This is a genomic window from Thiopseudomonas sp. SA1F2-1K (assembly GCF_057443035.1).
Window position 1 is genome coordinate 1,558,932 of record NZ_CM172014.1, and the last position, 14,286, is coordinate 1,573,217.

Sequence of the window (14,286 nt, forward strand, 5' to 3'; positions counted from 1 at the left end):
TGGATTAGTCGTCGAGCGGGGCTTTTTTTCGTCTATAAAAATGTTAGGCCTCGCGTGGTATCGTCTTGCTTCCACACACAACGGCCACAGGGGGCCTAACATGAAAAAGATTCCAACAATGCAAGTGAGCGACTTAATCGAACAGCTTGCAGGCTTACCTAAAGATGCTGAAATAAGCTTCAGCGGGCTTACTTTTGAACGCATTAAAGGTCGTGGAAAAACCTATCAAATAGAATTTAGAGAAGGTCCTTACCTGTCAGAAGACGGCGTTTTGAAGGTTGCTGTCCCTTCAGATGACTACTAGCGATATATAAAGCCCGCGCCAAATCGGTTATGGCGTAACTGGCATCGAATACATCGCCTTCAAACACTGTTACCTGCACCCCTAAGTCAGTGGTAGTTAGCTCTACGCGAGTAGCTAGTGGCTTAGGCCGTGCAGCCTTAAATTTGCCATCAGTAATTACTTCTACCTGGTACTGGCGCAGCTCTGGCACTAGCTCCCCCCACTGCGTTACGGCAGACTCAGATAGGCCAAGCACCTGAGCAAAAGCGCGCTGGCTTCCGAAATGTTTTACTAGATCGCTTACTCTCATTTTTAACCTGCCAAAATACTGTTTATCTGTTCAGTAGCTAACTACCGACTTAGCTCTGGCTCACTGTTGCTTTATCTTTGCTATCAGCAAGACAAGAGGACACTGCTTTAAACTTTCCTTTTGTAATAACTTCAATTTGGTACTGGCGAGATAGTGGAATTACCTCTCCCCAGTAGGAAACAGCTGCCTCAGATATTCCAAGCTGTTTAGCCAAAGCTCTTTTACTGCCAAAGTGGCCTGCAACCTCACTTACTTTCATAGTGACTCCTACTAGAAACACGCCAATTTAAGCATGCTTAAATTTACAGGTCAACCAAAGGAAAAATCACTCTTTATGCTTAAATTAAGTTTACTTAATCTGTGTGCATGAATATGTCGGAAAGAATTGCTTACGCAATATCACAAAGCGGAAAAAAGAAAGGCGAAATAGCGGCAGAGTGTGGAGTTTCCAACTCAGCAGTTTCGCAATGGTTAGCAGGCTCAAGCAAAACGATGAAGCCTGAGAATCTTTACGCCTTAGCAGAAGCAACAGGTTTTCTACCTAAGTGGCTAGCACTTGGCGAAGGCCCAAAGAAAAAGCCAGAACCAAACGTCATTGCTGGCCCCGATTTAACAGCTAAAGTCCCACTTATTAGCTGGGTCCAGGCAGGAAACTGGCAAGAAATAAACCTATACGAGCCAGTAGAAACCTACTACTACTGCCCTGTGCCACATAGCGAGCACACCTTTGCACTACAGGTGCGCGGCGCTTCAATGGAAAACCCGCACAGCCGCAAATCGTTCTTTGATGGCGATATTATTTTTGTCGATCCAGAAAAATGCGCAGACCACAATTCGCTAGTGGTCGTAAAGCTTGATGAAAGCAACGAGGCTACATTTAAGCAGCTCATCATTGAAGGCGAAGAACGCTATCTAAAAGCGTTAAACCCTGCATGGCCAGAGCAAATGATCAAAATAAACGGAAATGCCACGATCTGTGGCGTGGTAATCGCACGGTTGGATATGTTTTAGGTGCTAAATGAGCCTTAATGGACTTGTAGTAACAGCTAAAGAGATAATCAAGCAAAGTGAGCAAGGCTATTCTGTTCAACCCTTTATTATCAGGGCTGATGACAATGAGATCTATTTCGTTAAGGGCTTTAATAAAGCAGGGCCTATAGGGCTTGTTTCTGAGGTATTAGCAGCACAGCTAGGAAAGCTACTGGGTTTGCCAATTCCAGACTGGCGGTTTATGCAGATACCACAAGAACTGATCGATTTTAGTATAATAAACAACATACAAGATCTCTCAGGCGGTATTGCTTTTGCATCCCAGCAAGTGCCTAATGCTCGAGATCTTCTTTACACATCCATAGATAAAGTTTCACCTAGCCTGCAGCTGCTGGTACTGATTTTTGATTACTGGATTCAAAACCAAGACCGTAACTTAAGCTCGGCTGGTGGCAATGTTAACCTTCTCTTGTCTGATAATTCAGAGCTAAGCGTTATTGACCATAATGGCGCTTTTTATGGGGACTTTAATATAGGCGAGCTTCTAGAGTTCCACGTCTTTAAAGACGCTGCCCCACTAGCTCAAGACTTAGCTACACGTGCTGAGCTTGAAAACAAATTTAGCGAAGCGCTAAACCAGTGGTGCAATATAACTCAATGCTTACCCCCTGAGTGGCTGTATCATTACCCGGATTTGGTAGATAAAATTAAACCAACCTTAGAAGACAGACTCGATATATTAAACCGATTTACCCAAAACAGCTTTTGGGGTCAACTATGAAAAAAGTATGCAATTACACTGTTATTCAATTTCAGCCTTACCCAGAAACGGGTGAGTTTGTGAATATTGGGGTGGCATTAATAACATCCACCGGAGAGTTTCATCACAAAATTGAAATGCGTAAATCTAAGCGGGTAACAGACTTTTTTTACACCCTAGATAAAGCACTGTTCGCCAACGCCCGCACAGAAATAAAGCAGGAGCTTGATCGCATTGAGAATGCGATCGAACGCAATCCTGAACTTGCTATTCCTTTCTTTAAAGCTTTGATTAGCCCTCGTGAGACCATGATCCGCTTTCAGGCCCCTGGTAGCATGATGATTAAAGATGGAGAAACAGCTATTAATTACCTGTTTGATCATTACGTAAACCTAAGCTTTGCCACCAAAGAGTACGAACAGCAAAACCTGGAAAGACAAGTGGGTAAGCTTTTAGAATCTGCTCACCTTAAAAAACTGTACAAAGAAGCACGAGTGGGAACAAGCACCTACAGCGTGCGCTTCCCATTTGTACGGATGAAGCAGGAAAAGCCCACCCAAGCAATTAAACCACTCGACCTAACCCAAGAAGACTCAACTAAAATTCTTGATCAAGGTGCAATTTGGATGGGCCGCCTAGAAACTCTTAACAGGCACAAGCAGTTACCTGAAGACACCATAATCATTGTATCTAGCGCCAAAAACAAGAAACTTATTGATGCAAGCATGGAGGTTGTCAATCAACTAAGTGGAATCGACCATGTTCGAGTAATTGATAACTCGCTTCCCGACAGTGAAATTATTGAAACTATAAAACGCCACTAAAAGCCTCCCCTCTACAAACCCACCCTCAGCGGTGGGTTTTTTATTGCCTAAAATTCACTACTCTCAAAAAACAATTTAAGCAAACTTAAAATAAACTTGACACACAGCTTAAGTATGCTTAAATTTATCGCGACACAGCCCAACAAGCTGTTTGCTCTTTACACAATCTGGAACCCTCGCCCGTGAATCCTCAGTGTTCATTAACGAATCACCATGAGTTCAGCGCGAGTAATAAATTTTCACGGCCACGCTGGCTCTGGTACCAGCTATTGCAGACGAATCTGCCTGCTAGTTATTCACGCCCACCGCTCCCTCAGCTTGCTGATAGCGGTAAACGGTTTAACCGGTTGCCCTGCTAATGCTCCCTGCCCGCTGGATAGATAAACCGCTGTACGGGCACAGCAGACAGCAAATGTTGCAGGGATCTAATCACGCGCCCAGCCCACAGTGGCGCTAGTAACTGAGGCCACCTCTTGCAATGTGTCCAAAAAAGTAGGCACACCAGCGCTGCACGTTGCAAGTTGTATAAGCCCGATGACCGTTACGCAATAGATTGCGATTGAGCGTAACGAACAGGGAAGCGCACAGCCACCCGCTACAGATACTCAACGACCTACATCGCAACAGGTTGGCGAGGGCATTAAAGCAGCCAGACCGCTTTACTGAAGCACCTTGGCAACAGGGTGCTTTGGAAAGCCAAACCAAGGAGGTTTTATGGAAAAGCACGAAATAGTAATCGGTGATTTTAAAGGTCTGCCTGGTAGCAACCTAACCGACCAACAGCTTAAAGCACTGCTCTATATGGCAAACGAATACAGCGCAAAAGAAGCAGCCCGCGAAATGGCGATAAGCCCAAGAACAGTAGAAAAACACGTCAACCTAGCCAAAGAAAAGCTAGGCGGTAAGCGCTCAGTAACGGGCGTATGTGTTGAAGCAATGGCGCGCGGCATCATCGCTAAGCTTTGCTTAACTTTGGCTGTAGGCGCGTGGCTGGCACCCAGCGAAAGCCAGCCAACTAACCGCATCGCTCGCGTCACGATAACCCGTCACGCACCACGGCAAGCCATCACCCAACCCCTGCAACTCACCTAGTAGTAAGGATTCCGCTTGAAGCCAAAACGCTTTAACGCAGACAGCCTAGTCAGCGCTGACAACCTGCTCGATGAGCTACAAAAAATCATCAATCTTGATACAAACAACAGCTTAGAAGTCACCGATTTAAACGGCCACTCGATAACCCTCACAGGTGATCAAATCGCCGCTTTTAAGCTTGGCTTGGCCACCGGTGTCTCTGCAGTCGTGATTAAAAACGTAAGTCAGAAACAACCTAAGCCACCTACCCGCATTCATTAAAAGGTATTTACCATGACTGCTATCACTCATGCCCCATTATTTGCACCAACAGCTTTAACCCTTATCAAACAAGCGGTTACCGATTTCTTTAGTAAGCCAGCATCGCAACCAGCAGCTGCACAACCAGCGCCAGCGGTACCTAGTCTGGAATCTGTAGCTATTAGCTATAAGCGCCAGCTTGGGCAGGCAGTGCTAGCCGTCAATTTTCAGTTAGACGACGGTGCAGACTTCGATCATGCCTTATCCGTTATCAGTGATCGATACAGCGTATGCCCCGACGAACTGCGCAAGTCATACAACAAATACTGGAGCAACAAGCAAAGCTTGGCGGAGAAATAAGCATGCACACTGACACCCTATTCAGCAAACCAACCACCCCATTAGTTGCGCAGATCAGACTTGATAGCAAGTACGCAAGTCAGGGGCGAACACAGTTTCGCGTAAGCATCGAAGACTGTCGTCTTGGCTATGTAGTAAAAGGCGGTCCAGGTGGACGCTATCGGCTAAGAGATGTTCATCTGTTTACTGAAACCGAGAGCGGCAAGCTGATCCAGATTAGCTAAGAAAGGATCGGCGCGGGTGTTCGCCTAAATGGATTTTGCTTGCTGTGTTAGCGAAGGTAAGTCACCCCCTAGGGTAGCGCACAGCAAGACTAATAAGCACCAAGCGCTTGAGTCCTCTGCTCCCTCAGCAGGCGCGATCGAGGCGAGTCACTGGCGTAACCAGTGTGTATTGATAAGTGATTTGCGAGCAAGAGCACAAATAAGCCTGCAATGGCTTAGCCGTAGTGGCGCAAAGGCAGCGATAAGCACCGTTTAACTCGGTAAGCGCAGATCATTTTTCAATGCAGTGAATGCCAAGGCTGATTGGCCGGTAGTGGATGTCGGGTGAAAAACCCGCTTGGCGAGCCACGTAAAGTTGACGATGCACCGCGACCCTGTGGGAACAGGGGATGCAGGAGATCAGCACCTGCCACTGCATACTTAATTCCCTCTGCACGCAAAAGAGCTGTCCCGTAAGCGTGTAATAACGGGATGATCAAGATCACACGGTCAATCGAGTGCGAAGCCAATTGCTCTAGCAGTGATCATATAAACCGAGTCGCTGGCGTAACCAGCACCCTCCTTCCCCATCTGAAATAAGGATATTCCTATGCTTGTTTTTACACGCCGCTCTGGCGAGTCGTTCAAGATCGCCGATGATATTACAGTCACTGTTTTAGCTGTGAAAGGCCAAACAGTGCGCATAGGCATCGCAGCCCCTGAAAACATTCCTGTCCACCGTGAAGAGATATACCGCCGCATTCAAGCCGAGCGGCAGGAGGCCGAAAATGCCACTGAGTAAGCACGACATCTACTACGGCCACAAAAAACGCCACGTTATCAAAGCTCAAAAATCTAACGATGGCCTAGTCTTTTGGCCAGTGCCCGGTGGCTATATTTTTGAAACCAAACAAGGTGCGCGCAACTGGGCTGAGGTAGCCACGCATAACCTGAGTAATTCCCCCTGCAAAATAGTGAGGACGCCATGAGCCAGCCATCAGCAGAAGCTTTTTTAAAGGATGTAGAAAGCCACCGGATGACGGTGCTTTCTGATAGCGGCGTAAATCGCTCACTGAAATTTGAAAACCCAAACTGCTCGAACCTGCACTTTTTTATCACCACATGGCCCGGTCACTTATGCATCAGCGGCGATATGGGCACCTTTGTTTTTGCGCGCATTCACGACATGTTTGAGTTTTTCAAAAACATTGATAATGCTGGCTATTACACAGAAAAACTGGTCGCTGGAGTTGCTTCAGAATACTGCCAAGAAACTGCAAAAAAAGACATTATCGAGATAGTAAAACATGCAGAGCTAACTCCTGACAAAGAGTCAGTCGCCGTCACTTATGTTGACAGGTTCGATTTCTATGATGAGTACAGCTACGTAGAATCAATAAGAAACTGGGATGAACATGAAGCCGGATTCGAGTTAGAGATTTGTGATCTCTCTAGGCCTGTAAAACCCACCTATCATTATATATGGTGCATGCACGCTATCATCTGGGCAATCCAGCAATTCAAAGCCACTAAAATAGCGATCACATAGACGCTTTCGATAAAAAACGTATGAGTAACATCATCCCAACCAACTAAAAATGCACATTTAAGTTAAGTTTGTACATGAACACTGTGCAAATATGCTTAATAACACTAAAGTCATAGAACTCTTCACATAAAGTCGCAATACAGGTGTTTTAATCTCGCGTGAGACTAAGTAGAGTTAGGCTTGCTTTCATCAATACGGTGGTAAGCAGCTAAGCGCTTACTATCTAGCTGATAAAACACGCTTTGCGTCATGGAGGAGTACATAATGATCAATAAGATTATGGTCGCGCTGCCGGCCCTCGTAGTACTGGTATGTGCTAGTGAAAGTCTTGTAAATGCAAGGAACCGATTCCCTCAACCCCCATCTAAGAAAACAGAGGCCGTACACCAACCTAGAATAAATAAGCCTCAAAAAGTTGAAATTCGAACGCTGAGCTACAAGTTTGATGACCTCTTGCTTTTAGAGCATGTTCAGCCTATTGAGTTGCCAGACAATGAGTACACTTATACTTTCTAAGCTATAAGTAAGCTCTTCATGATGTGAGGACGACCTCACCGCTCTTTATTTACTAGGGACGACCCTAGCTATAAGGAGCACATATGGCTTGGTTTATTTTAATAGTTGCTGGTCTCTGTGAAGTGATCTGGGCGTTCGGTTTAAAGCATACCAATGGCTTTACTGAACTTTTGCCTTCTATTTTTACCATCTCCACTATGGGTCTAAGCTTCTGGCTACTGGGTATAGCTATGAAAACCTTACCTATGGGGACTGCGTATGGTATCTGGGTTGGCATAGGCGCCGTAGGCACTGTAATTGTTGGTATTCTGTTCTTAAATGAAAGTAGCAGTATTGGCCGCTTAATCAGCATTGCACTGATCATTGCTGGGGTTGTTGGTTTGAAATTTTCGTAGCGAAATTGACTAATAGCGACCAGCTGATTGGCATTTAATTGAAGAGAGGCGATCCAGTAAGGCGCTAGGGGTGCCCTACTGGATCACCAATTAGCAGTTGACGCTGCTAACCAGCCGAAGCCTCTCACACCTGCGCAAGTGCGAGACTAAGGTAACATAAAACAAGCACTGTGAATATATACAGCCATAAGTTAAAATCAATCCGTTGCTATAAATGCAACAGGCTACTCGCTCTAGCAGACGGCAATTATCAGCTTCAGATAAAGTGCCCACGCTGCAAAGCATTAAATACGAAGGCCTCGAGCTTCCAACCCAGTGCTGAGTTAAGCACTGCATGAGTAACGAGGCAATCAATGGCAAAACCTATAATCCCCTGGATGGGCGGCAAGCGTCGCCTAGCAAAACAAATCCTGCCCAAATTCCCCGAGCACAAAAGCTACATCGAGCCTTTTGCTGGTGGAGCCGCCATGCTGTTTATGAAGGAGCCGTCCAAAGCTGAAACAATCAACGACATAAACAGCGAGCTAACTAGTCTTTACCGGGTGGTTCGCCACCACCTGCAAGAGTTTATCCAGCAATTCCGATGGAGCCTCGTTAGCCGTGAAATGTTTGAGTGGCTAAAGCTCGAGCATCCTGACACGCTCACCGACATTCAGCGAGCCGCCCGCTTCTACTACCTGCAAAAGCTAGCATTCGGCGGTAAAAGCGTTGGCCAAACTTTTGGTGTAGACCCATCACGAGGTGCCCGCATCAATTTACTGCGCATTGAGGAAGAGTTATCCCAAGCGCATTTACGCCTTAGCAAAGTGTGCATTGAGCACTTAGATTGGCATAACTGCATACAGCGTTATGACCGCCCTTTTAGCTTTTTCTATTGCGATCCACCCTACTGGAAAGTAGCCGGCTACGGTGTTGACTTCGGCTGGGATCAATACGAAAAGCTAGCCGACACCTTTCATAATTTGCAGGGAAAAGCCTTGCTCAGCATCAACGACCACCCCGACATTCGTGAGCTGTTTAAAGACTTCCACATGGAGCCTTTAACAACCTCTTACACAGTGGGCGGGCACCCTATTGATGCAAAAGAGCTGCTGATCTATAGCTGGCAGCCCTAAAAAACCATCTAAAGATCATGTTCTTGGAATCAGGAACATGATCCCAATAACCATTTTTCTGGCATCAGGAAAATGGCTCTAAGCACTATTTTTTCTATGACTATGTTCTCCCTTATCTGCCGCATAACCCTGATCTGGTTAGTCGGCTGGACCGCCATTATTTTGCCTTTTTTATGGTACGCAAGATGACACCATTTCAAGCCCAAATAGATATAAACGAACCCAATCGCCAGCTGCTGGCCAAGCTTCAGAAAGATTACGAGCGCCGGCACGGCAAGATCAAAACACAGCCGCTTATTCAGCGAAATAAAGCGGCCTACTTTAATGGGAAGCCAAAAAGCAAAGGAGCAATCACATGCCTCAGCTAAAAGTTAAAAAGCTATCAGACAGCGCCACTATCCCTAGTTACGCAACCAGTGGCGCAGCATGCTTTGATTTACACGCAGACCTTCATCAAGATGAAGCCAGCCAATTACTGATTGGCTCAGACAGCATTATCGGCACGGGTTTAGCGTTTGAAATTCCTGAGGGCTGGCAAATGCTTATCTTTAGCCGGAGTGGTCACGGGTTTAAAAACGATATACGCCTTGCTAACTGCGTCGGCGTGATTGATAGCGATTATCGTGGTGAAGTGAAAGTAAAACTAAGCAACGACGGTCGCACAGCTTTTCCTGTAAAGCATGGTGACCGCATCGCCCAAGCCCAGTTAATGCCTGTTCACCGCGCAAGATTCGTACAAGTCGGAACTCTTAACGATACAGAGCGCGGCACTGGCGGATTTGGTAGCACAGGTAGCTGATATGGCACTAGATCACGGCATATTAAACTTGCCGCTGGATAAGCGCGGCAAGAAATTCCACGCAGAGCTTGATCAGTATCTAGCAGCAAAGCGCCAGCAAGAACGCGCACAACAAAAAGTTATTAGCGAGAAGCGTAAAGAGGCATTCGCCCGCTCTCGCGAAGCTAAAGCTCTGCTGCAAGATCTTAAAAAGAACAAAGCATTGATCAAACGTGAAGCGGACCGCCGCGGTGTAAGCCGGGCATGCTTAGTCGATGGGCTGGAAAGTATCGCTGAGCTTCACCCGCACCGCATGCAAGATGTGATTGACTTGATACACAAGAACGATAGAAAGGAGCAGCCATGAGCCGCGGAGTTAATAAAGTAATTTTAGTGGGTAACGTGGGCGGCGACCCAGATATTCGATATATGCCCAGCGGTAACGCTGTTGCCAACATCACACTGGCTACCAGTGAAAGCTGGAAAGACAAACAAACCGGTCAACAGCAAGAAAAAACCGAGTGGCACCGAATTGTTTTTTTTGGTCGCTTGGCTGAAGTGGTCGGTCAGTACGTTCGCAAAGGCTCCAAGCTATATGTAGAGGGCAAGCTGCAAACCCGAGAATGGGAAAAGGACGGTGTTAAGCGCTACACCACCGAGGTTGTCGTGGATATTAGCGGCCAAATGCAAATGCTAGATAGCCGCTCCGGCGATTCTGGACAAAGCAAAGCCGCTGCACAACAAGCTGCCTACCAACCTGCTGCACCCAACCAAGCGCCAGCACGGCAACCTAGCCAGCAAGCCCAAGGGCCAGCACCTGATTACAACAGCTTTGATGATGATATTCCGTTCTGAGGTTTACCAGAGAGTAGTGTGTAAATAGGAGGCTGCAGTGGCCAAAACACCCGCCGAACGTAAACGAGAACAACGCGAACGCGACAAACTAAAACAAGAAGAACGCCTCGCTAGGCTATTAGCCAAAACCATCAAACTGCAACTGTTTCACGTCACCAACGCAAAGCTTGAGCTACTCATGCAAGAAACAGGCATCGACGAACCACAAGACATCATCACTCGTTTAATCCACGCCGCCGAGCACCTTACGCCCGAGCAAAAGAAACAGTTTTTTAGCTAACCCAGCGCTAAGCTAACTGGTCGCCAAAGTTCATAAAGGCGGCAAACGTCCTCTGAGTAAACAACTATGAGCAAAACAAAAATGCGTGCTGCGTTCGAGCAGCGCGAGCGCCAGCTATTTCCTAAAAAACCAGAAAACATACATCGCAAAAAAGGCAGATACATTTGCGATGAAGTGGAAGTCGCTTGGCAAGACTGGCAAGCAGCCTGGCATGCAGGCATCAGCTACCAAAAAAACCTAAAACCCAGCCCAGAAGTTAAGGCCCGCGCAGAGCAGATAGCGAACGATATTAATCAACGCTTTAAAGCTCAGCAGCAAGCGCTCAAAGAAATTGATCTGCAGAACAAGAAAACACTACAAGCAGCACAAAAGCTTGGCTACACACCGATCATGGCATGCACCCCACTAGATTTTGTTCTAGCTATTGCCGAGTGCCGCCAGTCATGAAAACCATCTGTAGAAAAACCCGCAAACCTGTTAGCGGCTGCCCTACTCGCGGCGCAGCCTGTACGCGTTGCGGTGCGTTATTAGGAGAATCACGCCATGGCACGCAAGCCAAAAACGAAAAAAATCCGCGCACAGCATAAACCAGTAAAAGGCTTTGCTATGCGCGCCGAAGTTAACCGAGCAAACTTAATGCTGCGCGGTGTATGCCGCGTAGGCATCCAGTACTCGGACGGCAGCACCAAGATGCTGTTTGTTGAGTACCGAAAAATGAAGCCAATCATAAGCCCAAAGATGGCCCAGCAAGTTTACCGTGACTTTAGCGATCACCCGTGGCTGTTTAGTGCGGCCACAACGGCAATACTCGATCAAGATCACGCAGAAGAACAAAGGCTTGAAACGCTGCACTTGAAAGCTGAAGAAGAGTACAAGCTGCATACTTTGCTTGAGCAGCTCGATAGTGAAAGCGGGGATTTTATTCGCTCGATTGACTGCAAAAATCTCCAAGCGATTGGGTCTGTGTTAACTCAAAATAAAAGCCTCAATGATGAGATTCAGCTTTTCACCGACCAGCAGCTTGATCAGCTTTATACGCTTTGCCACGATCACGGCTGGTCGATGCTGCAGTGGCAGCTATCAAACTCAATACAAAAAACCTTGCCCATCATCGCACACCCCGAAGCAAAGCTGGATCTGCTCTATGAAACGCTATTTATAGCCTTTCGTGCACTGCTTGAAGAAGAGTCAAAAGCTAAATGCTTTGCTAAGCGCCAGCAGATATACGAGCTAATGCAGCAAGGTCAAACACTTGATCAGGTGTGCCTGCAAATCAAATTATCACGCAGCTACACCCGCCGCCTCTTAAAAGAATACAGCGACTTGCTGGATGAGGCGCAGCGCAGAACAGCAGCTGTGCTAACTAAAGCCACTGACCTTTGGCGCTACAGCAAACTAGCAAAACAACCGAACAAAATGGCAGCATAGGAGATTATTAATGGTAGAGTTACATCCACAGCTTTATCGGCAAAATGAAGTATGTGAGATTCTCAGAGTAAGAGTCGACACTTTACGCCGCCGAGTAAAAACAGTTCCTGGCTTCCCTCAGCCGGTTAAAATTGGCAACTCAAGGCAGTCTCCTGTTTACTATAAAGCAGAAGATATTCATAACTGGGTAAAGCAGCAGGAATACACATAAGCAACACGTTGCATAACGCAACTTAACGCGCCCCCTCTTGTATCCCCGCTTGTATCCTTAACGGCTAACCTTAAAAAAAACACCTTATAAATCAATCCCTTCTATCAAAGGTTAGCCGCCCCCCCCGGGCACCAAATACAGCCTGTAAGCCTTATCTCTAAAGGCCTACAAAAAAAGATCTGAATAATCCCCCCAAAAAACATCCCAAAAAACTGCATCAACCAGCAAGGCTAATCATTCCTAAAGAAGTCAGCATCAAGTGCTATAGCCCTTATCGCTAGGTAGTAACTTTTTTATTCTCTATACGCCACCCGCCACCTGTTATTCCAACTTCGCTGCATACTTAGCTAAACTTTTACTCTCAATACTCACTTCTCAGAATAAGCACTGTATTTGGAGTGTGCTCTGCCTAATCCCAATCTGATTGTACAACGCTACTTAACTCAACCTAATCTACAGGCTGCTCTTAACCTAATTGCCCGCGCACTCTTGGCTTATATTTTTATTGTCTCGGGCTGGGGCAAGTTATTTGCTATGGAGCCTACTTTGCAATATATGGCGAGCCAGGGGGTGCCCAGCTTTTCCCCTTAGTGGTCTTGCTTGAGCTCGGTGGTGGACTGGCGATTTTATTCGGCTTTCAAACCCGCGGCGTAGCCTTGGTATTTGTCGTATTTAACCTAGCTTCTGCCTTTATCTTCCATGGCACGCCTGATCAGGCCACTGCCTTTATGAAAAACATCAGTATGGCTGGTGGTTTTTTAGTGCTAGCCCTACAGGGTGCGCAGCGCTTTAGTCTTGATCACGCCCTAGAACACAAAAGCCGCAGCTAACTGCTGAACTTGCTAAAAGTTAGCAGTCATGACTTTTAGCAAGTAGCTTGTCCGCTGCTACGTTTGTTATTTGGCAGTACCCAACACCCATAATGAAGTAACTTCTTGTGAGCGCTCGTGATAAAACGCATCCTGCTGATCGTGGCTACGACGGTGACTGGGTTGGATATCCAAGCGCTTGATTACCCGTAAACCCGCCTGCTCGATCCAGTGCAATAGCTCAGTGCGCGTTCTTAGCTGTAAGTGTTCGGCAAGATCAGAAATAATAATCCAGAGTTGCCCACCACTATTTAGACGCAGTGCACCACCCTGCAACACCTGCTTAAGCATCCGGCTTTTATGGTCATAGACTGCAAACTCTAACGCACTAGATGCTTTACCCGGTAACCAAGGCGGATTACACACGATCAAGTCATAGCTCTGCAGCGTATCTGGAAACAAGTCAGCTTCAATAATCTGCACCTGCTGGCAATAACCCAGTTGTTGAATCGTTTCCTTTGCCGTAGCAATCGCCGCTGGATTAATATCGGTTGCCAGCACTTTAGGCACGCCTTGTTTAGCCAACATGGCCGCAATCACCCCAGTGCCGGTTCCTATATCCAGTGCCTGCTCTGCCTTAAGCTCAGCACAGGCCTGTTCAACCAAAGCTAAATATTCGCTACGCACTGGAGCAAATACACCATAGCGTGGATAAACCGAAGCCTGTAACTCTTTAACTTCAACCCCTTTAAGCCGCCACTGATAAGCCCCTAAAGCACCTTGCAATGCACGCAGCGGCAATAAATAACGATCTTCCTGCAAGCCAAATGCTGCCTGCAATGCCTCAGCAGTATCAGGTGCGCGCTTAAGCGCACAACTACCGTTAGCACTGAGCTGAATCAGCAGCTGATTTAAAATAGCGGCCCGCTGGGCTTGCTGTAAGCGATACTGATGAAACCTTTCAGCCGTAGTTAAAGTCCCTGCTTTTTTCTTTGATTTTGCTTTAAGACCGCGCTCAAAACGCCGGCTCATGGCCTGCAATAATTGCTTAGCATTTTGAAAGTCACCTTGCCATAACAAGCCATGGCCTTCACAAGCTAAACGGTAAGCAGTATCTGCGTTGACCTGATCATCGATCACCGTTAACTTGCTTGGAATTTTGGTAAAGTGCTCACTTAACCATAAGGCAGATTCGATAGATGATTGTTGCTGCCACTCAAGGTATTCTTGCGCCGACATAGGCACTCCAAATTCAGTGATACTGAGACTAATGACGCCTAACGGGCAT

General features: G+C 46.7%; 23 protein-coding genes and 1 pseudogene. 21 read left to right on the forward strand and 3 right to left on the reverse strand.

Features of this window, described 5'->3' with window-relative positions:
* The first annotated feature begins 100 nt into the window (after window positions 1-100).
* A complete protein-coding gene (locus AC2T15_RS07555) occupies window positions 101-304 on the forward strand; it encodes a hypothetical protein (protein ID WP_486779056.1) in 204 nt (67 codons plus the stop codon).
* Here AC2T15_RS07555 and AC2T15_RS07560 read toward each other — a convergent pair.
* Window positions 237-593: a Cro/CI family transcriptional regulator gene (locus AC2T15_RS07560; protein WP_486777932.1), complete on the reverse strand. Its 357-nt coding sequence runs from the start codon at window positions 591-593 to the stop codon at window positions 237-239. The two genes, AC2T15_RS07555 and AC2T15_RS07560, sit on opposite strands and share 68 nt — an antisense overlap.
* A gap of 49 nt (window positions 594-642) precedes the next feature.
* Window positions 643-852: a Cro/CI family transcriptional regulator gene (locus AC2T15_RS07565; protein ID WP_486777933.1), complete on the reverse strand. Its 210-nt coding sequence runs from the start codon at window positions 850-852 to the stop codon at window positions 643-645.
* 107 nt (window positions 853-959) lie between these two features.
* Between AC2T15_RS07565 and AC2T15_RS07570 the strand changes: the two genes are divergently transcribed.
* From AC2T15_RS07570 to AC2T15_RS07665, 20 genes and pseudogenes are all read left to right on the forward strand, one after another.
* The gene (locus AC2T15_RS07570) at window positions 960-1,604 is read left to right on the forward strand and encodes a LexA family protein (RefSeq protein WP_486777934.1); all 645 of its coding nucleotides are present in this window, start codon (window positions 960-962) and stop codon (window positions 1,602-1,604) included.
* A 7-nt stretch (window positions 1,605-1,611) separates the two neighbouring features.
* Entirely contained in the window at window positions 1,612-2,364 is a 753-nt protein-coding gene (locus tag AC2T15_RS07575) for a HipA family kinase (RefSeq protein WP_486777935.1), read from the forward strand.
* Window positions 2,361-3,167 carry a DUF3037 domain-containing protein gene (locus AC2T15_RS07580; RefSeq protein ID WP_486777936.1) on the forward strand — a complete coding sequence of 269 codons (807 nt, stop codon included), beginning with the start codon at window positions 2,361-2,363 and terminating at the stop codon, window positions 3,165-3,167. The genes AC2T15_RS07575 and AC2T15_RS07580 overlap by 4 nt, the downstream gene beginning before the upstream one ends.
* Before the next feature lie 714 nt (window positions 3,168-3,881).
* Window positions 3,882-4,259, forward strand: coding sequence for a response regulator transcription factor (locus AC2T15_RS07585; RefSeq protein ID WP_486777937.1), 378 nt, complete (start codon window positions 3,882-3,884; stop codon window positions 4,257-4,259).
* A gap of 15 nt (window positions 4,260-4,274) precedes the next feature.
* Window positions 4,275-4,520: a hypothetical protein gene (locus AC2T15_RS07590; protein WP_486777938.1), complete on the forward strand. Its 246-nt coding sequence runs from the start codon at window positions 4,275-4,277 to the stop codon at window positions 4,518-4,520.
* A 12-nt stretch (window positions 4,521-4,532) separates the two neighbouring features.
* Entirely contained in the window at window positions 4,533-4,859 is a 327-nt protein-coding gene (locus AC2T15_RS07595; protein WP_486777939.1) for a hypothetical protein, read from the forward strand.
* An 813-nt stretch (window positions 4,860-5,672) separates the two neighbouring features.
* A complete protein-coding gene (csrA, locus tag AC2T15_RS07600; protein ID WP_486777940.1) occupies window positions 5,673-5,864 on the forward strand; it encodes a carbon storage regulator CsrA in 192 nt (63 codons plus the stop codon).
* Between the two features lie 183 nt (window positions 5,865-6,047).
* Window positions 6,048-6,611, forward strand: coding sequence for a hypothetical protein (locus tag AC2T15_RS07605; RefSeq protein WP_486777941.1), 564 nt, complete (start codon window positions 6,048-6,050; stop codon window positions 6,609-6,611).
* Between the two features lie 599 nt (window positions 6,612-7,210).
* Entirely contained in the window at window positions 7,211-7,522 is a 312-nt protein-coding gene (sugE, locus tag AC2T15_RS07610) for a quaternary ammonium compound efflux SMR transporter SugE (RefSeq protein WP_486777942.1), read from the forward strand.
* Between the two features lie 170 nt (window positions 7,523-7,692).
* A complete protein-coding gene (locus tag AC2T15_RS07615; protein WP_486777943.1) occupies window positions 7,693-7,860 on the forward strand; it encodes a Com family DNA-binding transcriptional regulator in 168 nt (55 codons plus the stop codon).
* Window positions 7,861-7,875: 15 nt separating this feature from the next.
* Window positions 7,876-8,637, forward strand: a complete 762-nt coding sequence (locus AC2T15_RS07620; RefSeq protein WP_486777944.1) for a DNA adenine methylase — start codon at window positions 7,876-7,878, stop codon at window positions 8,635-8,637.
* A 185-nt stretch (window positions 8,638-8,822) separates the two neighbouring features.
* Window positions 8,823-9,005 carry a hypothetical protein gene (locus AC2T15_RS07625; RefSeq protein ID WP_486777945.1) on the forward strand — a complete coding sequence of 61 codons (183 nt, stop codon included), beginning with the start codon at window positions 8,823-8,825 and terminating at the stop codon, window positions 9,003-9,005.
* On the forward strand, window positions 8,993-9,436 hold the full coding sequence (gene dut / locus AC2T15_RS07630; RefSeq protein WP_486777946.1) for a dUTP diphosphatase: 444 nt from the start codon (window positions 8,993-8,995) through the stop codon (window positions 9,434-9,436). Before AC2T15_RS07625 ends, dut begins: the two co-directional genes overlap by 13 nt.
* 1 nt (window position 9,437) lies before the next feature.
* Entirely contained in the window at window positions 9,438-9,782 is a 345-nt protein-coding gene (locus AC2T15_RS07635) for a hypothetical protein (protein ID WP_486777947.1), read from the forward strand.
* Window positions 9,779-10,270 carry a single-stranded DNA-binding protein gene (gene ssb / locus AC2T15_RS07640; protein ID WP_486777948.1) on the forward strand — a complete coding sequence of 164 codons (492 nt, stop codon included), beginning with the start codon at window positions 9,779-9,781 and terminating at the stop codon, window positions 10,268-10,270. The genes AC2T15_RS07635 and ssb overlap by 4 nt, the downstream gene beginning before the upstream one ends.
* A 37-nt stretch (window positions 10,271-10,307) precedes the next feature.
* On the forward strand, window positions 10,308-10,550 hold the full coding sequence (locus AC2T15_RS07645; protein WP_486777949.1) for a hypothetical protein: 243 nt from the start codon (window positions 10,308-10,310) through the stop codon (window positions 10,548-10,550).
* A 66-nt stretch (window positions 10,551-10,616) separates the two neighbouring features.
* On the forward strand, window positions 10,617-10,997 hold the full coding sequence (locus AC2T15_RS07650) for a hypothetical protein (protein WP_486777950.1): 381 nt from the start codon (window positions 10,617-10,619) through the stop codon (window positions 10,995-10,997).
* A 96-nt stretch (window positions 10,998-11,093) separates the two neighbouring features.
* Window positions 11,094-11,978 carry a hypothetical protein gene (locus AC2T15_RS07655; protein ID WP_486777951.1) on the forward strand — a complete coding sequence of 295 codons (885 nt, stop codon included), beginning with the start codon at window positions 11,094-11,096 and terminating at the stop codon, window positions 11,976-11,978.
* Window positions 11,979-11,988: 10 nt separating this feature from the next.
* Window positions 11,989-12,189, forward strand: a complete 201-nt coding sequence (locus tag AC2T15_RS07660) for a helix-turn-helix transcriptional regulator (RefSeq protein WP_486777952.1) — start codon at window positions 11,989-11,991, stop codon at window positions 12,187-12,189.
* A 489-nt stretch (window positions 12,190-12,678) separates the two neighbouring features.
* A pseudogene (locus AC2T15_RS07665) lies at window positions 12,679-13,019 on the forward strand (DoxX family protein).
* A gap of 66 nt (window positions 13,020-13,085) precedes the next feature.
* On the opposite strand, the gene AC2T15_RS07670 reads toward AC2T15_RS07665, so the two are convergent.
* Entirely contained in the window at window positions 13,086-14,237 is a 1,152-nt protein-coding gene (locus AC2T15_RS07670) for a methyltransferase (RefSeq protein ID WP_486777953.1), read from the reverse strand.
* Window positions 14,238-14,286 lie beyond the last annotated feature (49 nt).

What these genes read in the sequence shown, in the direction of transcription:
- AC2T15_RS07605 (WP_486777941.1), top strand. Translation starts at nt 6,048, where the DNA reads ATGAGCCAGCCATCAGCAGAAGCTTTTTTAAAGGATGTAGAAAGCCAC.
- AC2T15_RS07670 (WP_486777953.1), bottom strand. Translation starts at nt 14,237, where the DNA reads ATGTCGGCGCAAGAATACCTTGAGTGGCAGCAACAATCATCTATCGAA.
- AC2T15_RS07580 (WP_486777936.1), top strand. Translation starts at nt 2,361, where the DNA reads ATGAAAAAAGTATGCAATTACACTGTTATTCAATTTCAGCCTTACCCA.
- ssb (WP_486777948.1), top strand. Translation starts at nt 9,779, where the DNA reads ATGAGCCGCGGAGTTAATAAAGTAATTTTAGTGGGTAACGTGGGCGGC.
- AC2T15_RS07570 (WP_486777934.1), top strand. Translation starts at nt 960, where the DNA reads ATGAATATGTCGGAAAGAATTGCTTACGCAATATCACAAAGCGGAAAA.
- AC2T15_RS07650 (WP_486777950.1), top strand. Translation starts at nt 10,617, where the DNA reads ATGAGCAAAACAAAAATGCGTGCTGCGTTCGAGCAGCGCGAGCGCCAG.
- AC2T15_RS07555 (WP_486779056.1), top strand. Translation starts at nt 101, where the DNA reads ATGAAAAAGATTCCAACAATGCAAGTGAGCGACTTAATCGAACAGCTT.
- sugE (WP_486777942.1), top strand. Translation starts at nt 7,211, where the DNA reads ATGGCTTGGTTTATTTTAATAGTTGCTGGTCTCTGTGAAGTGATCTGG.
- AC2T15_RS07585 (WP_486777937.1), top strand. Translation starts at nt 3,882, where the DNA reads ATGGAAAAGCACGAAATAGTAATCGGTGATTTTAAAGGTCTGCCTGGT.
- AC2T15_RS07625 (WP_486777945.1), top strand. Translation starts at nt 8,823, where the DNA reads ATGACACCATTTCAAGCCCAAATAGATATAAACGAACCCAATCGCCAG.
- AC2T15_RS07565 (WP_486777933.1), bottom strand. Translation starts at nt 852, where the DNA reads ATGAAAGTAAGTGAGGTTGCAGGCCACTTTGGCAGTAAAAGAGCTTTG.
- AC2T15_RS07595 (WP_486777939.1), top strand. Translation starts at nt 4,533, where the DNA reads ATGACTGCTATCACTCATGCCCCATTATTTGCACCAACAGCTTTAACC.
- AC2T15_RS07620 (WP_486777944.1), top strand. Translation starts at nt 7,876, where the DNA reads ATGGCAAAACCTATAATCCCCTGGATGGGCGGCAAGCGTCGCCTAGCA.
- AC2T15_RS07655 (WP_486777951.1), top strand. Translation starts at nt 11,094, where the DNA reads ATGGCACGCAAGCCAAAAACGAAAAAAATCCGCGCACAGCATAAACCA.
- dut (WP_486777946.1), top strand. Translation starts at nt 8,993, where the DNA reads ATGCCTCAGCTAAAAGTTAAAAAGCTATCAGACAGCGCCACTATCCCT.
- AC2T15_RS07575 (WP_486777935.1), top strand. Translation starts at nt 1,612, where the DNA reads ATGAGCCTTAATGGACTTGTAGTAACAGCTAAAGAGATAATCAAGCAA.
- AC2T15_RS07635 (WP_486777947.1), top strand. Translation starts at nt 9,438, where the DNA reads ATGGCACTAGATCACGGCATATTAAACTTGCCGCTGGATAAGCGCGGC.
- AC2T15_RS07660 (WP_486777952.1), top strand. Translation starts at nt 11,989, where the DNA reads ATGGTAGAGTTACATCCACAGCTTTATCGGCAAAATGAAGTATGTGAG.
- csrA (WP_486777940.1), top strand. Translation starts at nt 5,673, where the DNA reads ATGCTTGTTTTTACACGCCGCTCTGGCGAGTCGTTCAAGATCGCCGAT.
- AC2T15_RS07560 (WP_486777932.1), bottom strand. Translation starts at nt 593, where the DNA reads ATGAGAGTAAGCGATCTAGTAAAACATTTCGGAAGCCAGCGCGCTTTT.